Source organism: Sphingobium algorifonticola (assembly GCF_004005485.1).
GTDB lineage: Bacteria > Pseudomonadota > Alphaproteobacteria > Sphingomonadales > Sphingomonadaceae > Sphingobium > Sphingobium algorifonticola.
The window spans coordinates 594705-620667 of record NZ_RZUL01000001.1 but is presented as its reverse complement, the minus strand read 5'-3'; the positions used below and the strand labels follow the sequence as shown (position 1 = coordinate 620667).

General features: G+C 64.0%; 19 protein-coding genes and 1 tRNA gene. 14 read left to right on the top strand and 6 right to left on the bottom strand.

The annotated features are described in order from the left end of the window. The first annotated feature begins 12 nt into the window (after positions 1-12). Entirely contained in the window at positions 13-462 is a 450-nt protein-coding gene (locus ENE74_RS03040; protein WP_241241793.1) for a hypothetical protein, read from the top strand. 38 nt (positions 463-500) lie between these two features. Here ENE74_RS03040 and ENE74_RS03035 read toward each other — a convergent pair whose 3' ends face one another. Further along, positions 501-992: an Lrp/AsnC family transcriptional regulator gene (locus tag ENE74_RS03035; RefSeq protein ID WP_241241792.1), complete on the bottom strand. Its 492-nt coding sequence runs from the start codon at positions 990-992 to the stop codon at positions 501-503. Positions 993-1037: 45 nt separating this feature from the next. Between ENE74_RS03035 and ENE74_RS18125 the strand changes: the two genes are divergently transcribed. From ENE74_RS18125 to ENE74_RS03000, 8 genes are all read left to right on the top strand, one after another. Continuing rightward, positions 1038-1226 carry a hypothetical protein gene (locus ENE74_RS18125; RefSeq protein ID WP_164847359.1) on the top strand — a complete coding sequence of 63 codons (189 nt, stop codon included), beginning with the start codon at positions 1038-1040 and terminating at the stop codon, positions 1224-1226. 111 nt (positions 1227-1337) lie between these two features. Then, on the top strand, positions 1338-4337 hold the full coding sequence (locus tag ENE74_RS03030) for a TonB-dependent receptor plug domain-containing protein (RefSeq protein WP_127689144.1): 3000 nt from the start codon (positions 1338-1340) through the stop codon (positions 4335-4337). A gap of 111 nt (positions 4338-4448) precedes the next feature. Next, entirely contained in the window at positions 4449-6068 is a 1620-nt protein-coding gene (locus tag ENE74_RS03025) for an amidohydrolase (protein ID WP_241241791.1), read from the top strand. Positions 6069-6140: 72 nt separating this feature from the next. Continuing rightward, entirely contained in the window at positions 6141-7727 is a 1587-nt protein-coding gene (locus ENE74_RS03020; RefSeq protein ID WP_127689143.1) for an amidohydrolase, read from the top strand. Positions 7728-7801: 74 nt separating this feature from the next. Next, the gene (locus ENE74_RS03015) at positions 7802-8107 is read left to right on the top strand and encodes a WYL domain-containing protein (RefSeq protein ID WP_127689142.1); all 306 of its coding nucleotides are present in this window, start codon (positions 7802-7804) and stop codon (positions 8105-8107) included. A gap of 114 nt (positions 8108-8221) precedes the next feature. Next, entirely contained in the window at positions 8222-8611 is a 390-nt protein-coding gene (locus ENE74_RS03010) for a YciI family protein (RefSeq protein ID WP_127689141.1), read from the top strand. Between the two features lie 34 nt (positions 8612-8645). Further along, positions 8646-9008, top strand: coding sequence for a YciI family protein (locus tag ENE74_RS03005; protein WP_127689140.1), 363 nt, complete (start codon positions 8646-8648; stop codon positions 9006-9008). A 10-nt stretch (positions 9009-9018) separates the two neighbouring features. Continuing rightward, a complete protein-coding gene (locus tag ENE74_RS03000) occupies positions 9019-10254 on the top strand; it encodes an RNA polymerase sigma factor (RefSeq protein ID WP_127689139.1) in 1236 nt (411 codons plus the stop codon). 160 nt (positions 10255-10414) lie between these two features. On the opposite strand, the gene ENE74_RS02995 is transcribed toward ENE74_RS03000, so the two are convergent. Beyond that, positions 10415-11866, bottom strand: coding sequence for an aldehyde dehydrogenase (locus tag ENE74_RS02995; protein WP_127689138.1), 1452 nt, complete (start codon positions 11864-11866; stop codon positions 10415-10417). A 292-nt stretch (positions 11867-12158) separates the two neighbouring features. Beyond that, positions 12159-12233: transfer RNA gene (locus ENE74_RS02990), tRNA-Val, on the bottom strand. A gap of 149 nt (positions 12234-12382) precedes the next feature. Between ENE74_RS02990 and ENE74_RS02985 the strand changes: the two genes are divergently transcribed. Beyond that, on the top strand, positions 12383-13708 hold the full coding sequence (locus ENE74_RS02985; RefSeq protein WP_127689137.1) for a dicarboxylate/amino acid:cation symporter: 1326 nt from the start codon (positions 12383-12385) through the stop codon (positions 13706-13708). Between the two features lie 69 nt (positions 13709-13777). On the opposite strand, the gene cpdR is transcribed toward ENE74_RS02985, so the two are convergent. After that, positions 13778-14155: a cell cycle two-component system response regulator CpdR gene (gene cpdR / locus ENE74_RS02980; protein ID WP_127689538.1), complete on the bottom strand. Its 378-nt coding sequence runs from the start codon at positions 14153-14155 to the stop codon at positions 13778-13780. Positions 14156-14307: 152 nt separating this feature from the next. Here cpdR and ENE74_RS02975 point away from each other — a divergent pair, with 152 nt between their 5' ends. Next, entirely contained in the window at positions 14308-15231 is a 924-nt protein-coding gene (locus ENE74_RS02975; RefSeq protein WP_127689136.1) for an N-formylglutamate amidohydrolase, read from the top strand. Positions 15232-15462: 231 nt separating this feature from the next. Here the strand turns inward: ENE74_RS02975 and ENE74_RS02970 are convergent, their stop codons facing one another. Together ENE74_RS02970 and ENE74_RS02965 are read right to left on the bottom strand one after the other, a co-directional pair. Next, positions 15463-16233 carry a SapC family protein gene (locus ENE74_RS02970; RefSeq protein WP_127689135.1) on the bottom strand — a complete coding sequence of 257 codons (771 nt, stop codon included), beginning with the start codon at positions 16231-16233 and terminating at the stop codon, positions 15463-15465. Positions 16234-16387: 154 nt separating this feature from the next. Then, entirely contained in the window at positions 16388-18649 is a 2262-nt protein-coding gene (locus tag ENE74_RS02965; protein ID WP_127689134.1) for an NADP-dependent malic enzyme, read from the bottom strand. 121 nt (positions 18650-18770) lie between these two features. Between ENE74_RS02965 and mutS the strand changes: the two genes are divergently transcribed. The 3 genes from mutS (at position 18771) to ENE74_RS02950 (ending at position 25912) form a co-directional block, all read left to right on the top strand. Then, entirely contained in the window at positions 18771-21383 is a 2613-nt protein-coding gene (gene mutS / locus ENE74_RS02960) for a DNA mismatch repair protein MutS (RefSeq protein WP_127689133.1), read from the top strand. A 43-nt stretch (positions 21384-21426) separates the two neighbouring features. Beyond that, complete coding sequence (locus ENE74_RS02955) at positions 21427-24201, top strand: [protein-PII] uridylyltransferase (RefSeq protein WP_127689132.1); 2775 nt, start codon at positions 21427-21429, stop codon at positions 24199-24201. A gap of 82 nt (positions 24202-24283) precedes the next feature. Then, positions 24284-25912 carry a helicase HerA-like domain-containing protein gene (locus ENE74_RS02950; protein ID WP_127689131.1) on the top strand — a complete coding sequence of 543 codons (1629 nt, stop codon included), beginning with the start codon at positions 24284-24286 and terminating at the stop codon, positions 25910-25912. Positions 25913-25963 lie beyond the last annotated feature (51 nt).

Sequence of the window (25963 nt, the reverse complement as noted above, 5' to 3'; positions counted from 1 at the left end):
CGAGGTGATGTGATGCGGAAGTTTTCCAAGGTGCTGCTTTCTGCCGCGTTGCTTGCGGCGGTATCGACGGTCGGCGGATTGGCGACCGGGGCGCAGGCGCAGGGATCGTCGAAAATTCGTGAGGTGGGAGAGGCGAAGCTCGCCAAGGCGATCGCAGGTCGGGAAGCGGGCGAGCCGGTCAGCTGCATCAACTTTCGCGACATCCGTTCCAGCCGGATCATCAGCGGAACGGCGATCATCTATGAGGGCAACAACGGCGTTCTCTATGTGAACCGCCCTGCATCGGGGGCCGCGTTCCTGCGCACGGGCGATGCGCTCATCACCGTGACGTCGCTGTCGCAACTGTGCAATGTCGATATCGTGCGGCTGTTCGACACCGGATCGCGGTTCGAACGCGGTTCGATCGGGCTTGGCCAGTTCGTACCCTATCCGCGGGCAAAGGCCACGAAGGCCGTCGGTTAGGCCGTCGGCCACACATTGCCGACTGTCATTGCCAGGCGCTATCGCCGTTCGAATATCGTCGGCGGATTGGTGCGCCGCGCCACTTCGCGCATCACGAAACTGCTGCGGATTTTGGAGACATGCGGCAGGATGGATAATTCCTGCCGGTAGATCTTGTCATAGTCGTTGAATGACGTGACGTGGATCATGATGATGAAATCGGTATCGCCCGACACGAAGCCGCAATAGGACATCGAGGGGCATTTGATCACCGCCTGTTCGAACTCGTTGAGCACATTTTCCGCCTGCGAGTTCAGCTCGATCGCGACCAGCACCACGCCGCTGAAGCCGAGCGCGATCAGATTCACCGACACATTATAACCGCCGATGATGCCCGATTCCTCCATCATCTTGCGCCGTCGCGCGACGGCGCTGCTGGAAAGGTTGATGCGTTCGCCGACCGCCACATCCGACGCGCGCCCGTCTGCCGACAATTCTTTCAGGATTCGAAAATCAATATCATCCAGCGATAATGCGGCTGAAATCGTCAAAATATGTTCCTTTCATGCGTGAATCCATCGCAATGTTGCTTATTCGTGCCGCAGATTCCCGAGAACCGCAAGATTGTTTCTGTTACGCTTCAGGCGTCGGGAACAGCAGTGGCGGAAACTGCCAACCCGTTCGTTGACCTCAAACGGAAACAATATGTCGGCGCGATGGCATCACGCGCACTGAAAATAGCGAGGCGTCGGGAGCGTCTTCGGGAACGCATGGCCGGAGAATGAACGGCGGCACATTGAACAGGGAAAGCGGCCCGGCGCCTGACAGGTGACACGCGGCGGCAACAGGAGACGGAAGCCAGAAAGCCGGAAATTACTGATCCAGGGGGACATTATATGGGCGATCTGCAACATTCGGCGGCCGACGGCTGCACCAAAGGGCACAAACGGGCGCGGCTGCATCTGCTCGCAACGATCGGCAGTGCCGCCTTCTGTCTGGCGGCGCATGCGGCGCATGCGCAGGATGTGACGCCTGCCGCCGATCTGGATCAGGCCGAACCCCAGAGCACCGACAATATGGACATCACCGTCACCGGATCGCGCATCGTGCGCGACGGTTATGATGCGCCGACCCCGGTCAGTGTGGTGAGCACCAAGGAACTGAAGGCCGAAGCACCCGCCAATATTTCCGATTTCGTGAACACGCTGCCGGCGGTGCGCGGGTCCGGCACGGCGGCCAGCACCAACGGCTCGCTTTCGAACGGCGCGGCGGGCGTCAACAGCGTCAATCTGCGCAGCCTGGGCGCGGCGCGTACGCTGGTGCTGTTCGACGGCCAGCGGTCGGTCGCCTCGACCACCACCGGTCAGGTGGACGTCAACACCTTCCCGCAGGCGCTGATTTCCCGCGTCGAAGTGGTGACGGGCGGCGCGTCCTCGGCCTATGGGTCGGACGCGGTGTCGGGCGTCGTCAACTTCATCCTCGACAAGGAATATAAGGGCTTCAAGGCGGAATATGAGCATGGCGTCACCACTTATGGCGACGGCCCCAACCACAAGTTCACCGCGACCGGCGGCAAGGAGTTTGCCGGTGGCAAGGGCCATATCCTGCTCAGCGGCGAATATTTCACGCAGAAGGGCATCCAGACGATCGACCGCGACTGGAACGACAGCGGCTATTTCCTTGCGAACAATCCCGCCTACAGCTCCGCCCGCTGCACCGATGCGGCATCGCTCAACACGCCCTGCGTCGCGGAGTTTATCGTTTCCGATGGCATCGGGACGGGTCAGTTCACGCCCGGTGGCCTCGTCAGCACCGGTCCGTTGCGCGGCACCTATTTCGGATCGGTGAATCCGGCAACCGGCAAGGCGACCGTCAACCAGCTTAATTTCGGCGCAACCAGCGGCCAGTGGATGATCGGCGGTGATACCGACATCACGACCGAAGGCCACCGCGGCAGCGCCACCTTGCTGCCGTCCGAAACGCGCGCGAGCGCCTTCGGCCGGGTCAGCTATGAGTTTTCGCCGGCGTTCGAACTGTTCGGCCAGCTTGCCTACAGCTACTACAACGGGAAGAGCTTCTATCAGCAGACGCCGACCACGGGTGTCGTCATTCAGCGGGACAATGCCTATCTGCCGGACTCGGTGCGCGCGGCGATGGTCGCCAACAATCTGACGTCCATCCAGATCGGCACCAGCAACATCGACATCCCGCCGCAGGGCAGCGACAACAAGCGCGAAGTCGGCCGCTATGTGCTGGGTGCCGAAGGCGATTTCGGCATGTTCGGCAAGGACTGGAGCTGGGACGCTTATTATCAATATGGACGCACGAAGACCCGCGAACTGCTGACCAACGCCTGGAACATCCAGCGTATGACACTCGCGACCGATGCGGTCGTCGCCCCGGCAGGCAATGCGGCGGGGATCGCGGCGGGCACCATCGTCTGCCGCTCGACGCTCACCAATCCGTCCAACGGCTGCGTCCCGCTCAATCGCATCGGTGTCGGCGGCGCTTCGCAGGCGGCGATCAACTACGTGCTCTACAACGGTTCGCAACCGCTGCGTACGCAGGACCTGAGACAGGAGGTGGCGGCGTTCAACCTGTCCACCAACAATCTGTTCGACATGTGGGCCGGGCCGGTGTCGCTCGCTTTCGGCGGCGAATATCGCAAGGAATCGGTCTCGGGCTATGTCGATCCGCTGTATCAGCCGATCGTGACCAATGGCGTAACCACCGGCACCTGGATTTACGGCAACTATCTGCCCACCTTCGGCAAATATAATGTGAAGGAAGCCTATGTCGAAACCATCGTGCCGCTCTTCAAAGGCATGGATTTCAACGGCGCCTTCCGCATCACCGATTACTCGACATCGGGCACGGTCAAGACCTGGAAAGCGGGTCTGACCTGGCAGGCGATCGACGACATCAAGTTCCGCGGCACGATCTCGCGCGATATCCGCGCGCCCAACCTTTCGGAGTTGTTCGCACCGGGCACGGGCCGCACCAACACCGTCAACGTGCCGCAGCCCAACGGCACCGTCGCGGCAAACCAGTTCAACGAATCGACGGTCGGCAACAGCGATCTGCGCCCGGAAATCGCCAAGACCTACGGCGCGGGCGTCATCCTGACGCCGACGTTCCTTCCCGGATTTGCGGTGTCGGTCGACTATTACGACATCACGCTGAAGGGCGCGATTTCCTCGCTCACCGCGCAGACTCTCGTCGATCGCTGCTATCTCCAGAACATTGCCGAATCCTGCGCCTTCATCTCGACGACGGGCGGACGCGGGGTGACCACGCCGGGCCTCGCGGTGACCAGCATTGAGATCAAGCCGACCAACTTCGTCAGCCAAAAGACGCGCGGCATCGATTTCGAGGCAAGCTATCGTCGCCCGATGTTCGGCGGCAACGTCACCCTGCGCGCGCTTGCCAGCCGGGCGTTCGAGCTGACCACCGAAAATGGCGTTACCCTGGCGACGGATGCAGCGGGCGAAAATACCGGCAGCCTGCCCGACTGGACCTATCGCCTGACCGCAGGCTACGACAATGATGCCATAGCCTTCCAGTTCGTCGGGCGCGGCGTCAGCGGGGGCGTTTATAATAACAACTATATCGTCTGCTCGACGGATTGCCCGCTGTCCACGGCGGACAACCGCACGATCAACCGCAACAAGATCCCCGGCGCCTTCTACCTCGATTTCAACGCCAGCTACTCGTTCGAAGTCAGCAGCGCGAAGATGCAGGCGTTCGTCTCGATCCGCAACGTGCTCAACACCGATCCGGTGCTGGTCGGCAATGGTCCGACCGGCAACAACACGCCTGCCTATCCGCAGACCAACCGCAACCTGTACGATGTGTTGGGTCGGGTGTTCCGCATGGGCGTGCGGCTCGCGCTCTGACGGGGGGAGGGAGGGACAGGCCCGGCGTTTCCCCTTTTTCGCCGGGCCTGTCCGCCTTTTTTCGCGGAGCGACATGCAAATCGCCAAATATGGTTCCAGGAAGGATGAACAATGACTGGTCTTCTTGACGTAATGCGCAAACGGCCGATCGGCCGGGGAATGATCGCAGGCTTGCTGCTGTCCTCCGCGCTTGCCATGCCGACGCTGGCGCATGCCGAGGCGTCGCCCGCGCTGAAGAAAGAGGCGATGGCCGGTGTCGATGCCCGCGCCAAGATGGTGCAGGAAATGGTCGATTCGGTCTTTTCCTTTGCGGAGCCGGGCTTTCAGGAGTTCAAGACGTCCGAATATCTGACCGGCATTCTGGAACAGAATGGCTTCAAGATCACCCGCGGCGTCGCGGGCATCCCGACGGCGTGGACCGCAACCTGGGGCGAGGGCGGGCCGCTGATCGCGCTGGGCAGCGATATCGACGGGCTGCTCGGCCTGTCGCAATATCCCGGAACGCCGACCATCAAGCCGATGGTCGAGGGCGCGCCGGGCCATGGCGAAGGGCATAACAGCGGCATGCCGCTCATCATCGCGGCGGCGCTCGCGGCCAAGGACGTGATGGTGAAAAACGGGATCAAGGGACGGCTGATGCTGTGGCCCGGCGTCGCGGAAGAATTGCTGGCGACCAAGGCCTATTATGTGCGCGCGGGCCTGTTCAAGGATGTCGATGCCTCGATCTTCACCCATGTGGGATCGAACTTCGGCACGGGCTATGGCGACAGCGGCAACAACGGCATGGTCTCGGTCGAATATACGTTCAAGGGCAAGACCGCGCATGCCGCGGGCCAGCCCTGGTCGGGGCGCAGCGCGCTCGACGGGGTGGAGCTGATGAACATCGGCTGGAACATGCGGCGCGAGCATCTGCCGCTCACCCAGCGGTCGCACTATGTCATCACCAACGGCGGCGGTCAGCCGAACATCGTGCCGGGTGTCGCCTCGGTCTGGTATTATTTCCGGGAGCAGAACTTCAAGTCGATCCGCGCGCTCTACGAAACCGGCACGACGATCGCCGAAGCCGCGGCGAAGGCGACCGGCACCACCGTCACCAAGCGTGTGCTGGGCTATGCCGCGCCCAATTTCGGCAACAAGCCGATGGCGGAAGTCGCCTACAAGAATATCCAGATGGTCGGCCTGCCCAAATGGACTGCCGAGGACCAGGCCTTCGCCAAAGCCGCGCAGGAAGCCAACGGGCAGCCGCTGGCACCGCTCGCCACCACCATCCCGCCCCTGTCGTCGCCCGAAACCCGTGGCCCGTCCACGGGCGGAGGATCGGATGACATTGGCGACATCATGTGGACGGTGCCGACGATCACCATCCGATTCCCGTCGAACATCCCCAGCATGATCGGCCACAATGTGCAGTCCGCCATCGCCATGGCCACGCCGATCGCGCACAAGGGCGCCGTCGCCGGGGCCAAGGCCGTGGCGCTGACCGTCCTGGACCTGCTGACCACGCCAAAGATCATCAGCGACGCGAAAACCTATCAGCAGACCGTGCAGTTCAAGGACGAGAAATATGATCCCGTCCTGACCAAGGACGATCAGCCCGCCATTCATCTCAACCATGAAATCATGGAGCAGATGCGGCCGAAGATGACGCAATTCTATTATGATCCGTCGAAATACAGCAGCTATCTCGAACAGCTCGGGATCAAATATCCCAATCTCGACACCGGCAAATAAGCCGCGATCCTGGCCCCGGCGAAATCTCTCGCCGGGGCCATCTGACGCCTCCCCCATCCGAAAGCCTCACCTATGACCAAGCCTCTTGCCCCGCTCGCTGCTGTTTTGCTCTGCGCCACGATGCTCGCCACGCCGCAGGCGGCCAACGCGCAGGCAAAGCCCGCTTTGAAGGCGGAGGTCGCCGCCGGTGTCGATGCCCGCGCCAAGATGGTGCAGGAAATGGTCGATTCGGTGTTCAGCTTCGCCGAGCCGGGCTTTCAGGAGTTCAAGACGTCCGAATATCTGACCGGCATTCTGGAACAGAATGGCTTCAAGATCACGCGCGGCGTCGCGGGCATTCCCACCGCCTGGACGGCCACCTGGGGCGAGGGCGGGCCGCTGATCGCGCTGGGCAGCGACATCGACGGGCTGCTCGGCCTCAGCCAGATGCCGGGATCGGCAAAGATCACGCCGCAAGTGGAGGGCGCGCCGGGCCATGGCGAAGGGCATAACAGCGGCATGCCGCTCATCATCGCGGCGGCGCTCGCCGCCAAGGATGTGATGGTGAAGAACGGGATCAAGGGGCGGCTGATGCTGTGGCCCGGGGTGGCGGAGGAATTGCTGGCTACCAAGGCTTTCTATGTGCGCGACGGTGTTTTCAAGGGCGTCGATGCGTCGATCTTCACGCATGTGTCGTCGGCTTTCGGGACGGGTTACGGCAATCTGGGCCTCAATGGCATGGTCTCGGTCGAATATGTGTTCCGCGGCAAGACCGCCCATGGTGCGGCCCCTTGGAACGGCCGCAGCGCGCTGGACGCGGTCGAATGGATGGGCGCGGCATGGAACTTCCGCCGCGAACATCTGCCGCTCAGCCAGCGGTCGCATTATGTCATCACCAACGGCGGGGGCCAGCCGAACATCGTGCCGGGCACTGCCTCGGTCTGGTATTATTTCCGCGAACAGAACTTCAAGGCGATCAAGGATCTTTACGCCCTGGGCAACGGCATTTCGGAAGCGGCCGCCAAGGCGACCGGGACCAGCGTGTCGCACCGTCTGCTCGGCTATGCCGCGCCCAATTATGGCAACAAGCCGCTCGCCGAAGCCGCCTATGCCAATATCAAGGCGGTCGGCATGCCGAAATGGACCGCGGCGGACCAGCAGTTCGCCAAGATGGTGCAGACCGCCAACGAGTTTCCCTTAAAGCCGCTGGACAGCGCCATCATGCCGCTGTCGACGCCCGAAACGCGCGGCAATGCCAATTTCGGCGGATCGGACGACATCGGCGACGTGATGTGGACCGTGCCGACGATCACCATCGGCTTCCCGTCGAACGTCCCCAACGTCATCGGCCACCATGTCACGTCCGCCATGGCGATGGCCACGCCGATCGCGCACAAGGGCGCGGTCGCCGGGGCGAAAGCCGTCGCCATGACCGTGCTGGACCTCGTGACCACGCCCGCGCTGATCGCGGAGGCGAAGAAATATCAGCAGACTGTGCAGTTCAAGGACGAAACCTACGACCCAGCCCTGACGCCGGAGGACAAGCCCGCGATCCATCTGAATGCGGAAATCATGGAGCGCATGCGTCCGAAAATGCAGCCTTTTTATTATGATCCGGCCAAATATGGCAGCTATCTGGAGCAACTCGGCGTCGCCTATCCCCCGGCTGCGGCGGACTGACGGGACTGGCAGCCGCGCTGCTGCAATGCACAAAAACACTGGACATCCGCGTCCGACCGCACAATTTGGGCGCAATGGAAACGAACCGCATTTTCTTCGAGGCGATCGCGCTGCGCAAATGCGTGTCCGCGACCTACAACCGGACCAGCGTAGTGCTGGCGCCGCATATTCTCTACACACGGCATGACGAACTGTATCTCGACGCCGTGACCCTGACGCGCGACGGACAGGCGCCGCGCGAACTGAAGCTCGGAAGTTTCAAGCTGACGGGTCTCAAGGATGTGGCGCTGACCGACCGCCCGTTCGATCCCATGCCGCTGTATGACGCTCGCGATGCCCGCTATGCCGGCGTGACGGTGTTCGCGATCGAACAGGCCTGAGGGCTTTTTTCACTTTTCCGCATTTTTATTTTCCACGCCTGTCTAAATCGGCGATCCGCGCGGCTCATTGTCATGCGAAGTCATGGTGGCTTTGCAGGGTACAGGGAGGCCGCGATGGCTCATCGATATCTGGGACTGCTTCTGTCCGCGCTGCTGGCAGGCGCGGGCAGTGCCGCGCAGGCGCGCGATTTCACGCTGATGATCTACGAACGCCCGCAGGATCTGGCTTTGCGGGACGATCGTGGCGAAGCGGGCCGCCGCTATTGGGGCGACTATGCCGCATTCGGGGCGGCGCTCGCGCAGGCGGGCGTGATGAAAGGGGGCGCGGCGCTCGACGATCCGTCGCCGGTTGCCGCAGGCGACGATGCGCCGCGGCTGAGCGGCTACTTCATCATCGATGTCGCAGATCACGCAGCCGCCGAAACATGGGCGCGGCGCATCTCCGCTGCTGCGACAGGCCGTGTCGTCGTGCGCCCGCATATCGCCATGCCCGGCACAAAATGATTGCCTGACGGATCAACACAGGAAAGGATAGACCATGCATTATGTACTTCTCTACAAGGAAACCGCTGCCGAAGTCGGCAAGCGGGCGGACCCGGCCGAGGCCGATGCCTATTGGGGCGGCTGGAACGCCTATATGGGTGCCATGGCGCAAGCTGGCGTGATGGTGGGTGGCAACGGGCTGCAACCGCCCGAAACCGGGACGACGCTCAGCATCGTCGATGGCGTGCGCCATGTGCACGACGGCCCCTTCGCGGACAGCAAGGAAGCCTTGGGGGGCTATGTTGTGCTGGATGTGGCAGACCTTGACGCAGCACTGGAATGGGCGGCGCGCGCGCCGTGCGTCAGCGCCGGATCGGTCGAAATCCGTCCTGTCCTGCCCCCGCCACCGCAGTCGTGATGGCGGGACGATGACGCAGGCACAGGCGCGCAGCGTTGCAGAGCAAGCCGCGCGCCTGTCCTACGGTCGTCTGGTCGCGATGCTTGCCGCGCGCAGTGGCGATATCGCTGCCGCCGAAGATGCACTGTCAGCCGCTTTCGCTGCCGCTTTGGAACATTGGCCGGTGCGCGGCATACCCGATCGGCCCGAGGCATGGCTGCTGACGGCGGCGCGTCGGACCCTTGGACAGAAGCGCGCCCGTGCTGTCACCGCCCGTGCGGCAGAGCCGGTGCTGACCCTGCTGGGCGAGGAACGCAATATGCCGCATGACGGGATATTCGGCGACGACCGGCTGAAGCTGCTGTTCGTTTGCGCACATCCGGCAATCGATGAAAGTGTGCAGGCGCCGTTGATGTTGCAGACTGTACTGGGTCTGGACGCGGCGCGGATCGCAGGCAGCTTCCTGATGTCGCCTGCTGCGATGGGGCAGCGGCTGGTGCGGGCAAAGACCAAGATTCGTGATGCAGGCATCGCCTTCGTCGTGCCGGACGCGGAGCAGATCGGCGCACGCACCGGCACCGTGCTGGCGGCGATCTACGCCGCATATGGTACCGGCTGGGAAGATGTGATGGGCGCAGATGCGCGCCGCAAGGGCCTGGCGCAGGAGGCGATCTGGCTTGGACGGCTGATGGTGCAACTTCTGCCCGACGATCCCGAAGCGATGGGCCTGTTGGCGCTGATGCTGCATTGCGAGGCGCGGCGCGTCGCCCGGCGCGACACTGAGGGCGGTTTCGTACCGCTCTACCGCCAGGACCCGGCGCAATGGTCGCGGCCGATGGTGCGGGAGGCGGAGACGTGGCTGCGCACGGCCGCGACCTTTGCGAAGCCGGGCCGGTTTCAGACCGAAGCGGCGATCCAGTCGCTGCACGCGCAAAGCCTGATGACGGGGGAGGCGCTGCATGCGCCGCTCAACCGTCTTTACGACCTGCTGGTCGCGGTCGCTCCGTCACTCGGAGCGCAAGTGGCGCGGGCGGTTGCGCTAGCGGACAGCGGCGCGCCCGACCGGGCCTTGCTGCTGCTGGACCAATGTGCCCGGCAGGCCGAAAGCTATCAGCCCTGGTGGGTGGCGCGCAGCCATGCGCTGCGCCTGTCCGGCCGCCGGGTGGAGGCGGCACAAGCCGTCGACATCGCGATCGGCCTGACCGAGGACAAGGCGATCCGCCGCTTTCTGGCGGAGCAGACAGCCATGGATCGCAACATCGGCTAGCGGCATTGCCGACCGGCTGGGCGGTAACGCGTAGCCGGAGCGGTCAAAACAGAGCCGCGCAATGCCATCCGTCTCGTCCAGGCGACAGTGGCGCGGGACCGGGATCAGGGCCCCTTGTCGCCATGATATTTTCGGGGGATTATCCGGTAAAGGCAGGCCGTTATATGGGATATTTACCGGGCTGGGTTTCCATGGTGATCCAGCGCAGTTCGGTGAAGGCGTCGATCCCCGCCTTCCCGCCGAAACGGCCATAGCCCGAGGCCTTGGTGCCGCCGAACGGCATCTGCGCCTCGTCATGCACGGTCGGGCCGTTGATATGGCAGATGCCGGACCGGATGCGCCGCGCGACACGCAGGCCGCGCGCTGTGTCGCGGGTGAAGACGGCAGAGGACAGGCCATATTCGGTATCATTGGCCAAGGCGATGGCATGATTTTCGTCCCGCGCCCGGATCACTGCCACGACGGGGCCGAAGCTCTCCTCGCGGAACAGCTTCATGTCCGGTGTCACCTTGTCGACGACATGGGCAGGCATCAGCACACCGTCCGCCGCGCCGCCGTTCACCAGCATGGCGCCTGCCGCGAGCGCATCATCGATCAGCGCCTGAACATGGTGGACGGTCTTGACATCGACGACAGCGCCCAGCGGCGTCTTGCCTTCGCGCGGGTCGCCCACGGCCATGGTGGCGACTTTGCTCTGAAACTGCACGACGAACGCATCGGCGACGGCGTCGAGCACGATGATCCGTTCGGTCGACATGCAGATCTGTCCCTGGTTCAGGAACGCGCCAAAGGCCGCGGCTTTCACGGCCTCGTCGAGGTCCGCATCGTCCAGCACGATCAAAGGCGCCTTGCCGCCCAGTTCCAGCAGCGCGGGCTTCAGATTATCGGCGCAACGTCGCGCGATGATCCGCCCGACGGCGCTCGATCCGGTGAAGTTGACACGGCGCACGGCGGGATGGTCGATCATCGCGCCGACGACATCAGCGGCATCCTGCGGTGCGTTGGCGATGAAATTGACGATGCCGCCCCCCAGGCCGGCTTCCACGAACGCCTCGACGATCAGGCTGTGGGTGCGCGGGCATTGCTCTGACGCCTTCAGCACTACGGTATTGCCGCAGGCGAGCGGCACGGCGATGGCGCGGGTCGCCAGGATGACCGGCGCGTTCCAGGGGGCCATACCCAGCACGACGCCCGCCGGTTCGCGCACCGCCATGGCGATGCAGCCTGGCTTGTCGGACGGGATAACTTCACCGCTGATCTGTGTGGTAAGACTGGCCGCCTCCCGCACGATCGCACTGGCGAGCATCAGGTTGAACCGTGCCCAGCCTTCGGTCGCGCCGATTTCGTCCATCATCGCGGAGATGAAGGCGTCTGCCTTGCTGTCCAGTGCATCGGCGGCCTTCATCAGAACGGCACGGCGCGCATTGGGGGCCAGCGCGGCCCAATCGTCGAAGGCGGCATCGGCGGCATCGACAGCCGCCACCGCATCTGCGGTGCTTGCCGCAGCGGCACGGGTTGCGAGCGCGCCCGTCACGGGGTTGAGGCGATCAAATGTTGCGGCCGTATTGCGCGCCGCGCCGCCGACAGACAGCGTGACTTCCGTGTCAGACATACAAACCTCGGCATGTTGGGATGCAGTTGAAACCATTGACGATCGAGAATGCTGACCGGGTGTCCGAACGGTTGCGACTATATGGACCAGACGCCTGAATTACCTGCCGCTGCCGCCAGTTCATCATTTTGCTCGAGTGGAAGGCATAGCCCGTTTTCAGATGGTGTCAATTGATACCAATTGGGCGTCTGGTCTTCACAACTCGCCGAACAGCAAAAATGCGACGGCAAGGACATGCGTCCGTTCACCGCAAAAAAGGCCCGTAAACCAGAAGGTTTTACGGGCCTTATCATGGTGGGCGTGGCAAGGATTGAACTTGCGACCCCTGCGATGTCAACACAGTGCTCTACCACTGAGCTACACGCCCACGGGAAGGGAGCCCTTAGCGAGGCTTGAAAGGCCGTGCAAGCGGGAATCGCGCTTTCATCCGTTGGACAGACGGGATAGTCCCTCGCCATATTCGCCCGAGGCGGGAACCGAACAGGGCCCGAAGCGGGAACCGAACAAGGATAGCCGATGCTGCCGCTGACACCCCATCCACCGATGACGCCGCTGCCCTTCTATCGGCACCTTTATGTGCAGGTGCTGGTGGCGATCGCGCTGGGTGTGCTGGTCGGCCACCTCTGGCCGGAAACCGGGGCAAGCCTGAAGCCGCTGGGGGATGCCTTCATCAAGCTCGTGAAGATGATCATCGCGCCGGTCATCTTCCTCACCATCGTCACCGGCATCGCGGGGATGAAGGAACTGGGTGCCATCGGCCGGGTTGCGGCCAAGGCCTTCGCCTATTTCCTCACCTTCTCCACCCTTGCGCTGGTCGTCGGGTTGATCGTCGCCAATGTGGTTCAGCCAGGTGCGGGCCTGCATATCGATCCCGCCTCGCTCGATGCGGGAAAGGTGGCTGACTATACGCACAAGGCGCATGACCAGACGCTGACCGCCTTCCTGCTCAACATCATCCCCGCGACGCTGGTATCGGCGGTGGCGGAAGGCAATATCCTGCAGGTCCTGTTCGTCGCCATCCTGTTCGGCGTCGCGCTCACCATGATCGGGGACAAGGCGACGCCGCTGATGACCGTTCTTGAATCGGCGAGCCATGCCATTTTCCGGCTGGTGGCGTTGCTCATGAAGGCCGCGCCGGTCGGGGCCTTTGGCGCCATGGCCTTTACCATCGGCCAATATGGCATCGGTACGCTCGCCAATCTGGCGGGGCTGGTCGCGACTTTCTACCTGACGTCGCTGCTGTTCGTGCTCGTCGTGCTCGGCGCCGTCGCCCGCATCGCCGGGTTCAGCATCCTGCGGCTGATCGTCTATCTGAAGGCGGAACTGCTGCTGGTGCTGGGTACCTCGTCATCCGAAGCGGCCTTGCCCAGCCTGATCGAGAAAATGGAACGGGCGGGATGCCGCAAGTCGATCGTCGGTCTTGTCGTGCCCACAGGCTATAGCTTCAACCTCGATGGGACCAACATCTACATGACGCTGGCGGCGCTGTTCATCGCGCAGGCGACCGATGTGCATCTGTCGCTCGAACAGCAGGTTCTGCTGTTGCTGGTCGCCATGGTCAGTTCAAAGGGCGCGGCCGGGGTGACCGGCGCCGGCTTCATCACCCTCGCGGCCACATTGTCGATCGTACCCAGCGTACCGGTGGCAGGCATGGCGCTCATTCTGGGGGTCGATCGGTTCATGAGCGAATGCCGCAGCCTGACCAACTTCATCGGCAATGCAGTCGCGACCGTCGTGGTGTCCGCATGGGAAGGGGGGTTGGACCGCGACCGGCTGAATGCCGCAATGGCGGGCACCCCGCTCGATCCTGCGGCGGGAACGCAGGAAATCATTCCCGATTGACGGCGGGCCAGTTCTTTATTTTACCGTGATTTCCGAGCCGTGAAATGTTCCATTTCACTTGAAATCACTCTAGCTCAGGCCGGTGGCGCTCTGCTGGCCGAACATCCGCTCGACCTCCAGCACCAGATCCCGAAGGTGGAACGGCTTGGACAGCACCTTCGCCTGCGGCATCGATTTGCCCGCTTTCAGGGTGACGGCGGCAAAACCGGTGATAAACATCACGCGCATGTCCGGCGCGATCGTCGCTGCCTGCTGCGCCAGTTCGATGCCGTCCATTTCCGGCATCACGATATCGGTCAGCAGCAGGTCGAATGCATCGGGCCCGATCAGCGGCAGCGCGGCGGTTCCGCGATCGACCGCTACGACCTCATAACCCGATTTCTCCAGCGCGCGGGCAAGATACTGCCGCATCGCATCGTCGTCTTCGGCCAGCAATATCCGCACCATCGTCTTCATCACTCTTTCCGTTGGGCGCCACGGCCACCGGGCGCACCGCCGCACCTGCAATGCGGGCTTGGCGTAAGCGCGCACCTTATGCGACAAGCCCTTAATTTTTTCCAGACGCGCGATGCATTTTGCGCGGCGGCAAGGGGGACTTGATGGGGGCAACGGATGAGCAGGGCAATGGCGTTCCGGCCCTGCGTGCGCCGCTGCTGCGCTGCCCGGCGTTCGACCTGTACGGGGCGGACGGGATCGATGCGCCGCCCGCCAGCCCTGTGGTCGTGTCTGTGCCGCATGCCGGGCGCGCGTATCCCGCGCCGCTGCTGGCCCTGTCGCGCGTGCCGGCAGCGACGCTGCGCCGCCTGGAGGATCGCTATGCCGACCTGCTGGTCCACGGGCTGATTGCGCGCGGACATGACGTGCTGCTGGCCCATGCGCCGCGGGCGCTTATCGATCTCAATCGCGACACGCGCGAAATCGATCCGGTGATGCTGCGAAGCCTGCCGCACGGCGTCCCCCTGCTGGCGAGTGCCAAGCTGCGCGGCGGCCTGGGGTTGGTGCCCCGTCGTCTGCCCGGCGTGGGCGACCTGTGGCGCGGCCCGATCGACTGGGCTGACGTGCGGCAGCGCATTGCGGCGGTGCATGCGCCCTATCATGCGACCTTGGCGGACCGGCTTGCGCGGGCGCGCGCCGCTTTCGGCTATGCGATTTTGCTGGACGTGCATTCGATGCCGCCGCTGCCGGAAATCGATGCGCAGCCTGCCGCCCGCATCGTGCTCGGCGACCGCTTCGGGCGCAGCGCCTCGCACCGGCTGATCGCCCGCGCGCACGACATGTTCGCCCTGGCGGGTCTGCACGTCGCGCAGAATCACCCCTATCCGGGCAATTATCTGCTCGAACGCCACGGTCGGCCGGAACGTGACATCCACGCCTTGCAAGTCGAAGTCGACCGGAGCCTCTATCTCGATTCGGCACTCGACCGGCCCGGACCGGGACTGGCAACGATGCAGGCCATGCTGGTGCGCCTTGCGGACATATTGGCCGATGAATGGCCCGGTACCATTGCGCAGGCCGCGGAATAGTTGCGGCACATAAAAAACCACCCCGTGTAAACACGGGGTGGCCTAGGTTCAGGGAGGAGACGTCTCCCGCAAGGGAGACATCCATACATCGCACCCGAAAGGGGGACAGGTGCGCTGCATCAACAGGAGTTAGGCGCAAGCGCGCGAAGTTTCAAGCCACCCCACCGCAAAACCGGTGCGTTTTGACAACCTTTTTTGAAAAATTGCGCCAGAACCGACTGTTTCTGGGGCTTATTGCGGTGCCGGAACGGCCGGCATCTTTCCCTGATCGACCTGAAGCTGGAAGATATCGCGCATCAGCTGCAGCGAAAAAAGATGGGCGTGAATCAGCGGCAGCATGCCGTTCTGCGTGATCTTGCGCAGCTGGTCGCCGCGCATCTCGCGTAGCTTGTCCTCGTTGACCATCTGGAACCCGCGATAGATGAACGGCTGTTCCTGACCCGGCACCTGGATGGACACTTCGCCATCCATCAGCAGCTCCATCGTCTTCAACTCGCCGACGAACTGGCCGGTGCGAGCGGCAGCCTGCTCGAACTCTTCGCAGAACTTGAGGATGTTGGTGGTCGTTTCGGTCGGCTGGCCGTCGACGATCAGGGCATCGCCTTCCTCGAACGCGCCGACATGCGGGCTGGTCGGATCGAAGCACAGCGAAAGCTCTTCGCTGTCGGGCCGCAGCTTGGCCAGCATCCAGGGATAGCGACGGACATAGGCCGGAACATAGGCCGGGCCGCGCAGCTTGCCTTCGTCATCCAGAAAGGTGTTGACGCCTTCGTTGAGGCCCATCAGCGCCAGCGGCACCGGATCGTTGCCCGACGAGAAGATGATCGGCACGAAACGCTGCGCGGTGATGAACTCGTCGATCGTGAGCGGCACGGCATGCTGGTTGGCAAGGAACGGCGCGCTGTCCGATGCGCGAATATGATAGTCGCCATGTTCCTGGCTGTTGAGCGGAATGAGGTCGTTGTAGAAAATCGGCAGTGCATTGCTGGGCGCGGTGGCCATAGGTCTCTCCCTGTTCGGATCGGCACGGACCGCGCAAGCTGGTCGATGCACACTGGTCAGATGGGGACAGCGCAGTAATGGTCCCGCGCGCCCGAGGCAATGGCTTTATCCGGGCACCGGCCGTCTGTGCCGGGATGGTGCGCCCGCCTGCGCCCTATAGCGCGATGCCGCCCGCCGCCAGCACAGCCAGCGTCACCAGCTCCGACGCGGTCGATGCCATGGTTGCCACCTGCACCGGCTTTTCCAGACCGACCAGCATCGGCCCGATAACCGAATCGCCGCCCAGTTCCCGCAACAGCTTGGCGGACAGATTGGCCGATTGCAGACCGGGCATGATGAGCACATTGGCCGGGCCGGAAAGGCGCGAGAACGGATAATTCTTCATCACCGCCGGGTTGAGCGCCACGTCCGGCGCCATTTCCCCTTCATATTCGAAATCGACCCCGCGCGCGTCGAGAATGGCGACGGCCTCGCGCAGGTTCGTCAGCCAGTTGCCCGAAGGATTGCCGAAAGTGGAATAGGACAGGAAGGCAACACGCGGATCATGTCCCATGCGCCGCGCCACCGCCGCTGTGCCGATCGCGATGTCGGCCAGCTCCGCCGCGCCCGGCCGCTCGTTGACGGTGGTGTCCGCCATGAACACGGTGTGGCTGCGCCCGACCAGCACGTGAATGCCGAACGGCGTTCGCCCCTCGATCGGATCGATCACCCGGCGCACTTCGCGCATCGTCTGCGAATAGGTGCGCGTGACGCCCGAAATCATCGCCTCGGCCTCGCCCAGCTTGAGCAGCAGTGCACCGAAAATATTGCGATCGCGGTTCACCATCCTCTCGCAATCGCGATGCAGATAGCCTCGCCGTTGCAGCCGCTGGTAGAGCAGATCGACCATCCGCGGCACCAGCGGCGAATTGACGCTGTTGTGCACTTCGAAACTGTGCGGATCGCTCACGCCCAGCGCCCGCAGCCGGTCGTACACGTCCTGTCGCCCGACCAGCACGGGAATGCCATAGCCGCCGTCGCGGAACTGGATCGCCGCGCGCAGCACCACTTCCTCTTCCCCCTCGGCGAACACGACGCGCTTGGGTTCGGCCTTGGCACCTTCATAGGCTAGCGTCAGCACCGATGTCGTCGGATTGAGGCGGGCCTTGAGCGACTGGCGATAGGCTGCCATGTCGGCAATGGGCTTTTGCGCCACGCCGCTGTCCATCGCCGCCTGGGCGACTGCGGCGGGTACGATTTCCATCAGGCGCGGGTCGAACGGTGCGGGGATGATATAGTCGACGCCGAAGCTGTGCGACTTGCCATAGGCCTTGGCTACTTCCTCCGGCACCGCCTGTCGCGCCAGCGCCGCGATCGCCTGCGCGGCGGCGATCTTCATCGCTTCGTTGATCGCCGTCGCCCGCACATCCAGCGCGCCGCGAAAGATGAACGGGAAGCCCAGCACATTGTTGACCTGATTGGGATAATCCGAACGGCCCGTCGCCACGATCGCGTCGGGCCGGGCGGCCTTGGCTTCCGGCGGGGTGATTTCGGGATTGGGGTTGGCCATCGCGAAGATGATCGGCTGCGGTGCCATGTCCTTGACCATGTCACCTTTCAGCGCGCCGGCGGCGGACAGGCCCAGGAAGATGTCCGCGCCTTTCAAGGCTTCCTCCAGCGTCCGCGCGTCGGTCTTGGCCGCATGGGCCGACTTCCACTGGTCCATGCCCGCCGTGCGACCCTGATAGATGACGCCGGTACGGTCGCACATGATGACCTGATCATGCGGCACACCCATGGCCTTGATCAGTTCTGTGCACGCGATCGCGGCCGCGCCTGCACCGTTCACCACGATCTTCACGTCGCGGATGTCACGCCCGGTCAGGTGCAGCGCGTTGATAAGCCCTGCTGCGCAGATGATCGCCGTGCCATGCTGATCGTCGTGCATGACGGGAATGTTCATGCGTTCCTTCAGCGCCTGCTCAATGATGAAGCATTCGGGCGCCTTGATGTCTTCCAGATTGACGCCGCCGAAGGTCGGCTCCATCAGCGCGACGGCATCGATGATCGCCTGCGGGTCCTCGCTGTCCAGCTCGATGTCGATCGAGTCGACGTCGGCAAACCGCTTGAACAGCACCGCCTTGCCTTCCATCACCGGCTTGGAGGCAAGCGCGCCCAGATTGCCCATACCCAATATGGCCGTGCCGTTCGATACGACCGCGACCAGATTGCCCTTGGCCGTATAGTCATAGGCAGTCGCCGGATCGTCTGCGATCGCCTGCACCGGCACGGCGACACCGGGGGAATAGGCAAGGCTGAGGTCGCGCTGTGTCGCCATCGGCTTGGATGCGATGATCTCGATCTTGCCGGGGCGTCCCGTCGAATGGAAGAAGAGGGCTTCCCGTTCGGAAAACTCCACATTCGATTTGTCGCTCATGCTCCTGCTCCCGCCACGCTGCCTTGCCCAGCACTAGCGGCATTGACGGCAGTTGGACAAGCGTCGCCGCAAATATCTGTCCCTTTCGCCGTGTCGCGCGAGCCGCTATCGCAGCGGGGCCATGGTCCATTCTCCTCCCGCCGCGCCAACGCCGATGATGGCGCAATATCTGGCATTGAAGGCAGAGGCCGCCGATTGCCTGCTGTTCTACCGCATGGGGGATTTTTTCGAACTGTTCTTCGACGATGCGAAAGCGGCGGCGGCGACGCTCGACATTGCGCTGACGTCGCGCGGCGAACATGATGGCGCACCGATCCCGATGTGCGGCGTGCCGGTGCACAGCGCCGAAGCCTATCTTGCCCGGCTGATCCGCGCGGGCCACCGCGTCGCCATCGCGGAACAGACGGAAACGCCCGCGGAGGCCAAGGCGCGCGGGTCGAAGGCCTTGGTCGCGCGCGCGATCGTGCGCTATGTCACGGCGGGCACGCTGACCGAGGACGCGCTGCTCGATGCGCGGACGGACAATATGCTGGTCGCGCTGGCGCAGGTCGGGCCGGATTATGGGCTTGCGGCGGCCGATATCTCCAACGGCCGTTTCGAAACGATGACGCTCACGCCCGCCCAGCTTGGCGCGGAGCTGGCCCGGCTGCGGCCGAGCGAGGTGGTTATGCCATCGGGCCTGGCGATCGACACCGGCTATGCCGCTTATCCGTTCGATCGCGCCGCATTCGATTCGCTGCGCGCCGAGGCGCTGTTGAAACGGCATTATGCGGTGGCGACGCTTGACGGCTTCGGCAGCTTCAGCCGGGCGGAGCTTGCGGCGATGGGCGGGTTGCTGGCCTATCTGGATCATGCGGGCAAGGGGACATTGCCTTTCCTCGCCATTCCCGTGCGCCGCAGCACCGACGCGCATATGGCGATCGACGCAGCGACGCGCGAGAGCCTGGAAATCGTTCAGACGATGGCGGGGCACCGCGCCGGGAGCCTTCTGGCCGCCGTCGATCGTACCGTGACCGGACCGGGCGCAAGGCTGCTGGCGGCGGATCTGTCCGCGCCGTTGCTCGACAGGCAGGACATCGATGCGCGGCTGGCGCTGGTCGCCTGGCTGCACGGCGACAGCGGACTGCGCGGCGCGTTGCGTGGTGCATTGCGCGCCTTGCCGGACATCGGGCGGGCGCTGGGTCGTATCGCGATGGGTCGAGGTTCGCCGCGTGATCTGGGCCAGTTGCGTGACGGGCTGGGCGAGGCGCGGTTGCTGCGCGAACGGCTCGGTGCGCTGTCCGATCGTCCGGCCCTGCTCGACGCACTGCTGCCGACGCTGGACGGGCACGGCGAACTCGTCGACCGCTTGACGCGCGCGCTGGTACCCAGCCCGCCGACGGAAAGCGGTGGCGGCGGCTACATTGCCGACGGCTATGATGCGGCGCTCGACGAATTGCGCCGGATGGCGGGCGATGGCCGCCGCGCCATCGCTGCGCTGGAGGCGCGCTATCGCGAACAGACCGGCATCGCCAGCCTCAAGATCCGCCATAATGCGGTGCTTGGCTATCATGTAGAGGTCTCCGCGAAGCATGGCGACGCGCTGATGCGCGAGGGCAGCGGCTTTACCCACCGCCAGACGCTGGCCGGGGTTGTGCGCTTCAATTCGGTCGATCTGCACGAGCAAGCGAGCCGGGTCGCGCAGGCAGGCGGCCACGCCCTCGCCGCCGAGGCCGCGCATCTGGAGGAACTGATCGAAAGCGCGCTCGCTCGCAGACGTGCGATCGATGCGACGGCGCGCGCGCTTGCGCGGCTGGACGTCGCTGCCGCGCTGGCGGAACGGGCGGCGGAAGGCGGCTGGTGCCGTCCTGACTTTGCCGACGGGCGCTGCCTCGACATTACCGGCGGCCGGCATCCGGTGGTGGAGGATGCGCTGACCCGCCAGGGCCAGGCGTTCGTCGCCAATGATTGCCGCCTGTCCGACGGAGACCGGCTGTGGCTGGTCACCGGTCCGAACATGGGCGGCAAATCGACATTCCTGCGCCAGAATGCCCTGATCGTCATTCTAGCGCAGTCGGGCAGCTTCGTGCCTGCCGCGTCGGCCAGGATCAGCCTTGTCGATCGGTTGTTCAGCCGGGTCGGCGCGTCGGACAATCTCGCGCGGGGCCGATCGACATTCATGGTCGAAATGGTGGAGACCGCCGCGATCCTGGCGCAGGCAACCGAACGCAGCTTCGTCATCCTCGATGAAGTCGGGCGCGGCACATCCACCTATGACGGGCTGGCGCTCGCCTGGGCGGTGGTCGAGGCGGTGCATGAAGTGAACCGGTGCCGCTGCCTGTTTGCGACCCATTATCACGAACTCACGCGCCTTGCTGAAAAGCTCGACGCGCTGTCGCTCCACCATGTTCGCGCACGGGAATGGAAAGGGGATCTGGTGCTGCTGCACGAGCTGGCGCAGGGTCCCGCCGATCGCAGCTACGGTCTGGCGGTGGCGCGTCTCGCGGGCCTCCCGCCTGCCGTGCTGGCGCGCGCCAAGGATGTGCTGGCCCGGCTGGAGGCAGGCAAGGCAAAGACCGGCGGCATTGCCGCGGGCCTGGACGATCTGCCGCTTTTCGCCGTGTCTGCTGCCCGCGAGACCCCACCCGCCGACCCCCTGCGCGAGGCGCTGTCCGTACTCGATATCGATACGCTCAGCCCGCGCGCGGCGCTCGACATGCTCTATCGGCTGAAGGCCCTGATTGAGGGCCCCTAAATCAGCGGTTCCCACTGCGCGTCGCAATCCCTACATAGCGCCCATGCCAACCCTGTTCGACAGCCTTCCCAATCGCCGTGCGATCATCGACCGGCGCATCGTTGCCGACCGCATCGCCGTGCTCGCGCAGGAGAGCGATGGCGATGTTCAGGCGGTGCGCGTCGCGATCGTCGGCGAACTGCGGCTGGCGTTGGAAGCCGGGCGCGAAGAAGCGGCGCGGCGGCTGACCGCGCATCCGACGCGTGGCCGGGAAACGGTGTCCGCTTTTGCCTTCCTGATCGACCAGATTCTGCGCCTGCTCTATGACGCCACCACCCATTATCTGCACCCCGCAGGCAATCGCAGCACCTCGGAGCGGCTGACGCTGATTGCCGTGGGCGGTTATGGCAGAGGCGAAATGGCGCCGCACAGCGACGTCGACATCGGTTTCATCACGCCATGGAAGCCGACCGGATGGACCGAACAGGTCATCGAATCGATGCTCTATTCGCTGTGGGACCTCGGCCTGAAGGTCGGGCACAGCAGCCGATCGATTGACGAGACGATGCGGATGGCGAAAGGCGATCTCACCATCCGCACCGCCTTGCTCGAAGCGCGCTACATCTGGGGCGATCGCGCGCTCTATGAGGAGACGTCGCGGCGGTTCGACGCCGAAGTCGTGAAAGACACGGCCAAGGCCTTCGTTGCCGAAAAGCTGGAGGAGCGCGATGAGCGCCACCGGCGGATGGGCGACAGCCGCTATGTCGTCGAACCCAATGTGAAGGAAGGCAAGGGCGGCCTGCGCGATCTGCATACGCTGTTCTGGATCGGCAAATATGTCAATCGCGTCCGTTCCGTAGCCGAGCTGGTGGACGCCGGGCTGCTGACCCGGCAGGAGCTGCGCCAGTTTCAGAAGGCCGAGGATTTCCTGTGGGCCGTCCGTTGCCATCTGCACATGATTACCGGGCGTGCGGAGGACCGGCTGACGTTCGACCTGCAAGTGGAAATTGCCGAGCGGACGCATTTCGCGGGGCGCAACGGCCGGTCCGCCGTCGAGCGGTTCATGCGCTATTATTTCCTCCAGGCGAAGATCGTCGGCGATCTGACGGCCGTATTCCTGGCGCATCTCGACGACCGGCAGGCGGCGCGCGGGCACCGCTATGTGCCCAGCTTCTTCCGCCGCCCCAAAAAGCTTGACGGCTTCATTCTCGACCGGGGGCGCATCGCCTTGCCCTCCGACGATTTTTTCCAGGCAGACCCTGTTCGCCTGATCGAAATCTTTGCCGTGGCGGACCGGCACGGGCTGGCGATCCATCCCTCCGCCATTCGCGCGGCCAGCCGCGACGCCCATCTAATCGACCGGCACATCCGCAAGGACCCGCGCGCCAATGCCGCGTTTCTCGACGTGCTGACGTCGCCGCGCGACCCGGAAACCGTCTTGCGCTGGATGAACGAGGCCAGCGTGTTCGGCCGCTTCATTCCCGATTTCGGGCGCGTCGTCGCGCAGATGCAGTTCGACATGTACCACCATTATACCGTGGACGAACATACCATCCGCGCCGTCGGGCTGCTCGCGCGGATCGAGAAGGGCGACATCGCGACCGACCATCCGCTGTGCACCGGCCTTATGGACAAGCTGCTGTCGCGCCGGGTGCTCTATGTCGCGGTGCTGCTGCACGATATTGCCAAGGGGCGCGGCGGCGACCACAGCCTGCTGGGTGCGGACGTCGCCCTCTCGCTGTGCCCGCGCCTCGGCCTCAGTGCGGCGGAGACAGAGACGGTATCCTGGCTCGTGCGCTATCATCTGCTGATGTCGGCAACGGCCTTCAAGCGGGACCTGTCCGACTACAAGACGATCATGGACTTCACCGATGTCGTGCAAAGCCCCGAGCGGCTGCGACTGCTGCTGATCCTGACGGTGGTCGATATCCGCGCGGTCGGCCCCGGTGTGTGGAACAGCTGGAAGCGGCAGCTGCTGACCGATCTCTATGACGCGGCGGAGGAAGTGCTGCGGCTGGGCCACAAGCAGAACGGGCGGCGAGAAAAGGTCGAGGCCAAGCAGGAGGCGCTTCAGGCGGCAATGGGCCTGAGCGATGCCGTGTTCTCCGCGCTGACCAAACGCTTCCCCGAATCCTACTGGATCGCGGAGCCGGACGACATATTGGCGCAGAATGTCCGCCATGTGATGGCGGCGGGCAAGGCGCCCCTGTCGATCGCCGCCGAAGTCTATCCGCAGCGCGGCGCGACTCTGGTGACGGTCTATGCCGCCGACCATCCCGGCCTGTTCTATCGCGTGGCGGGCGCCATCCATCTGGCAGGCGGGAACATCATTGATGCCCGCATCCACACAATGCGCGACGGCATGGCGATCGACAATTTCCTGGTGCAGGATCCGTTCGGCGGCCGTTTCGACAGCCCGGATCAGCTCGACCGCATCAAGCGGATGATCGAGGAGGCGCTGGCCAACCGGCACAAGCTCATCACCCGGCTGGAGGCGCGACCGCTCCCGCGCACCAGGGCAGAGGCGTTTCACATCGTCCCCAATGTCCTGATCGACAACAAGGCCTCCAACCGGTTCACGGTGGTGGAAATCAACGCGCGCGACCGCCCCGCCTTGCTTTTCGCGCTGGCCAATGCGCTGTTCCAGTCCAAGGTGACGGTCCATAGCGCGCATGTCGCCACCTATGGCGAGCGGGCGGTCGATACATTTTATGTGACCGACCTGCTTGGCGGCAAAATCGAGAGCAAGGCGCGTCTCCAGACGCTTGAGCGTCGCCTGCTCGAAGCCGCCGGCGCCGAACTGACCGAAGTGATCGAGCGCAGCCGCGAAGTCGCCTGAGCTTTTCCCGGCGGCGCTGTGCGGCCTTCCCATGCATGGCCTGCTTGGCTAGTCTCGCGCGGGTCTGATGGGGAGTTGCGATATGAGCGAGGGCATTTTTCTGGGTCTGGCCCCCGATCCGCAGGGCGGCGCGCGCCAGTCGCTGAACTTGAAGCGCGCCAATCGCCATGGGCTGATCGCCGGGGCGACCGGCACCGGCAAGACGGTGACGTTGCAAGGCATTGCCGAGGGCTTTTCCGCGGCTGGTGTACCGGTGTTCGTGGCCGATGTGAAAGGCGATCTTGCCGGTATCGCCATGGCGGGATCGCCGACCTTCAAGAATGCCGACAAGCTCGTGGCGCGCGCCGCCGAAATCGGGCTGGAGAACTACAGCTATTCCGACAATCCGGCGATCTTCTGGGATTTGTACGGGCAGCAGGGGCATCCGATCCGCACGACGATCAGCGAGATGGGGCCGCTGCTGCTTGCCCGGCTGATGAACCTCAACGAGACGCAGGAAGGGGTGCTGTCGATCGCTTTCCGCTATGCCGACGAGGAAGGGCTGCTGCTGCTCGATCTCGGCGATCTCCAGGCGATGCTCAGCTTTTGCGCCGAAAATGCCGACATGCTCTCGGCGAAATATGGCAGTGTGACGAAGGCCAGCGTCGGCACGATCCAGCGGCAGTTGCTGCAACTCGACAGCCAGGGGGGCGGGCATTTCTTCGGCGAACCCGCGCTCGACATCCATGATTTCCTGAGCGTGGATGACAAGGGCCGCGGCTATATCAACATACTTGCCGCCGACAAGCTGATGCAAAGCCCGAAGCTCTATTCGACGTTCCTGCTGTGGCTCCTTTCCGAACTGTTCGAGACGCTGCCCGAAGTCGGCGATCCCGAAAAGCCCAAGCTCGTGTTCTTCTTCGACGAGGCGCATCTGCTGTTCGATGACGCGCCCAAGGCGCTGACCGACAAGATCGAGCAGGTCGTGCGGCTGATCCGGTCGAAGGGCGTGGGCGTCTATTTCATCACGCAGAACCCGATCGACATTCCCGAGGATGTCGCGGGCCAGCTTGGCAACCGGGTCCAGCATGCCTTGCGCGCCTTCACCCCGCGCGATCAGAAAGCGATCAAGGCGGCGGCGGAGACGTTCCGTATCAACCCCGATCTCGACATTGCGACGGCGATCACCGAACTCAAGACCGGTGAGGCGCTGGTTTCCGTGTTGCAGGACGATGGATCGCCCTCGATCGTGCAGCGCACCTTGATCGCGCCGCCGCGCTCGCGCCTGGGTCCGCTCGATGCGAAGGAACGCGCGATCATCCAGTCGATTTCGCCCGTGGCGGGCAAATATGACGAGGCGATCGATCGCGAATCGGCCGAAGAGATACTGGCAGCGCGGGGCAGTGCGGCAGCGGCGGCGGCACAGGCCAGCAAAGCCCAGGCGGAAGCCGAAAAGGCCGCTGCCGCGCAGGCCAAGATCGAGGCGAAGGCTCGCGAGCAGGCGTTGCGGGAACAGGCGCGGGCTGAGGCTGCCGCCGCGCGCGAGGCCGCCAAGCCTTCCGCATTAGGAAAGGCCGTCCAATCCGCCACCCGGTCCGCCGCCTCGACCGTCGGGCGTCAGGTCGCCAACGAATTGAGCAAGGCCGTGTTCGGCGGATCGACCCGCAAGTCGAGCGGCGGCGGGATCGCGGGTCGGCTGGTGCGCGGGATATTGGGCGGCCTGTTCAAATAGGGACGCGATTTGAGGCTGCTTCCGAACCAACTGTGCTGACTGACATTTAAG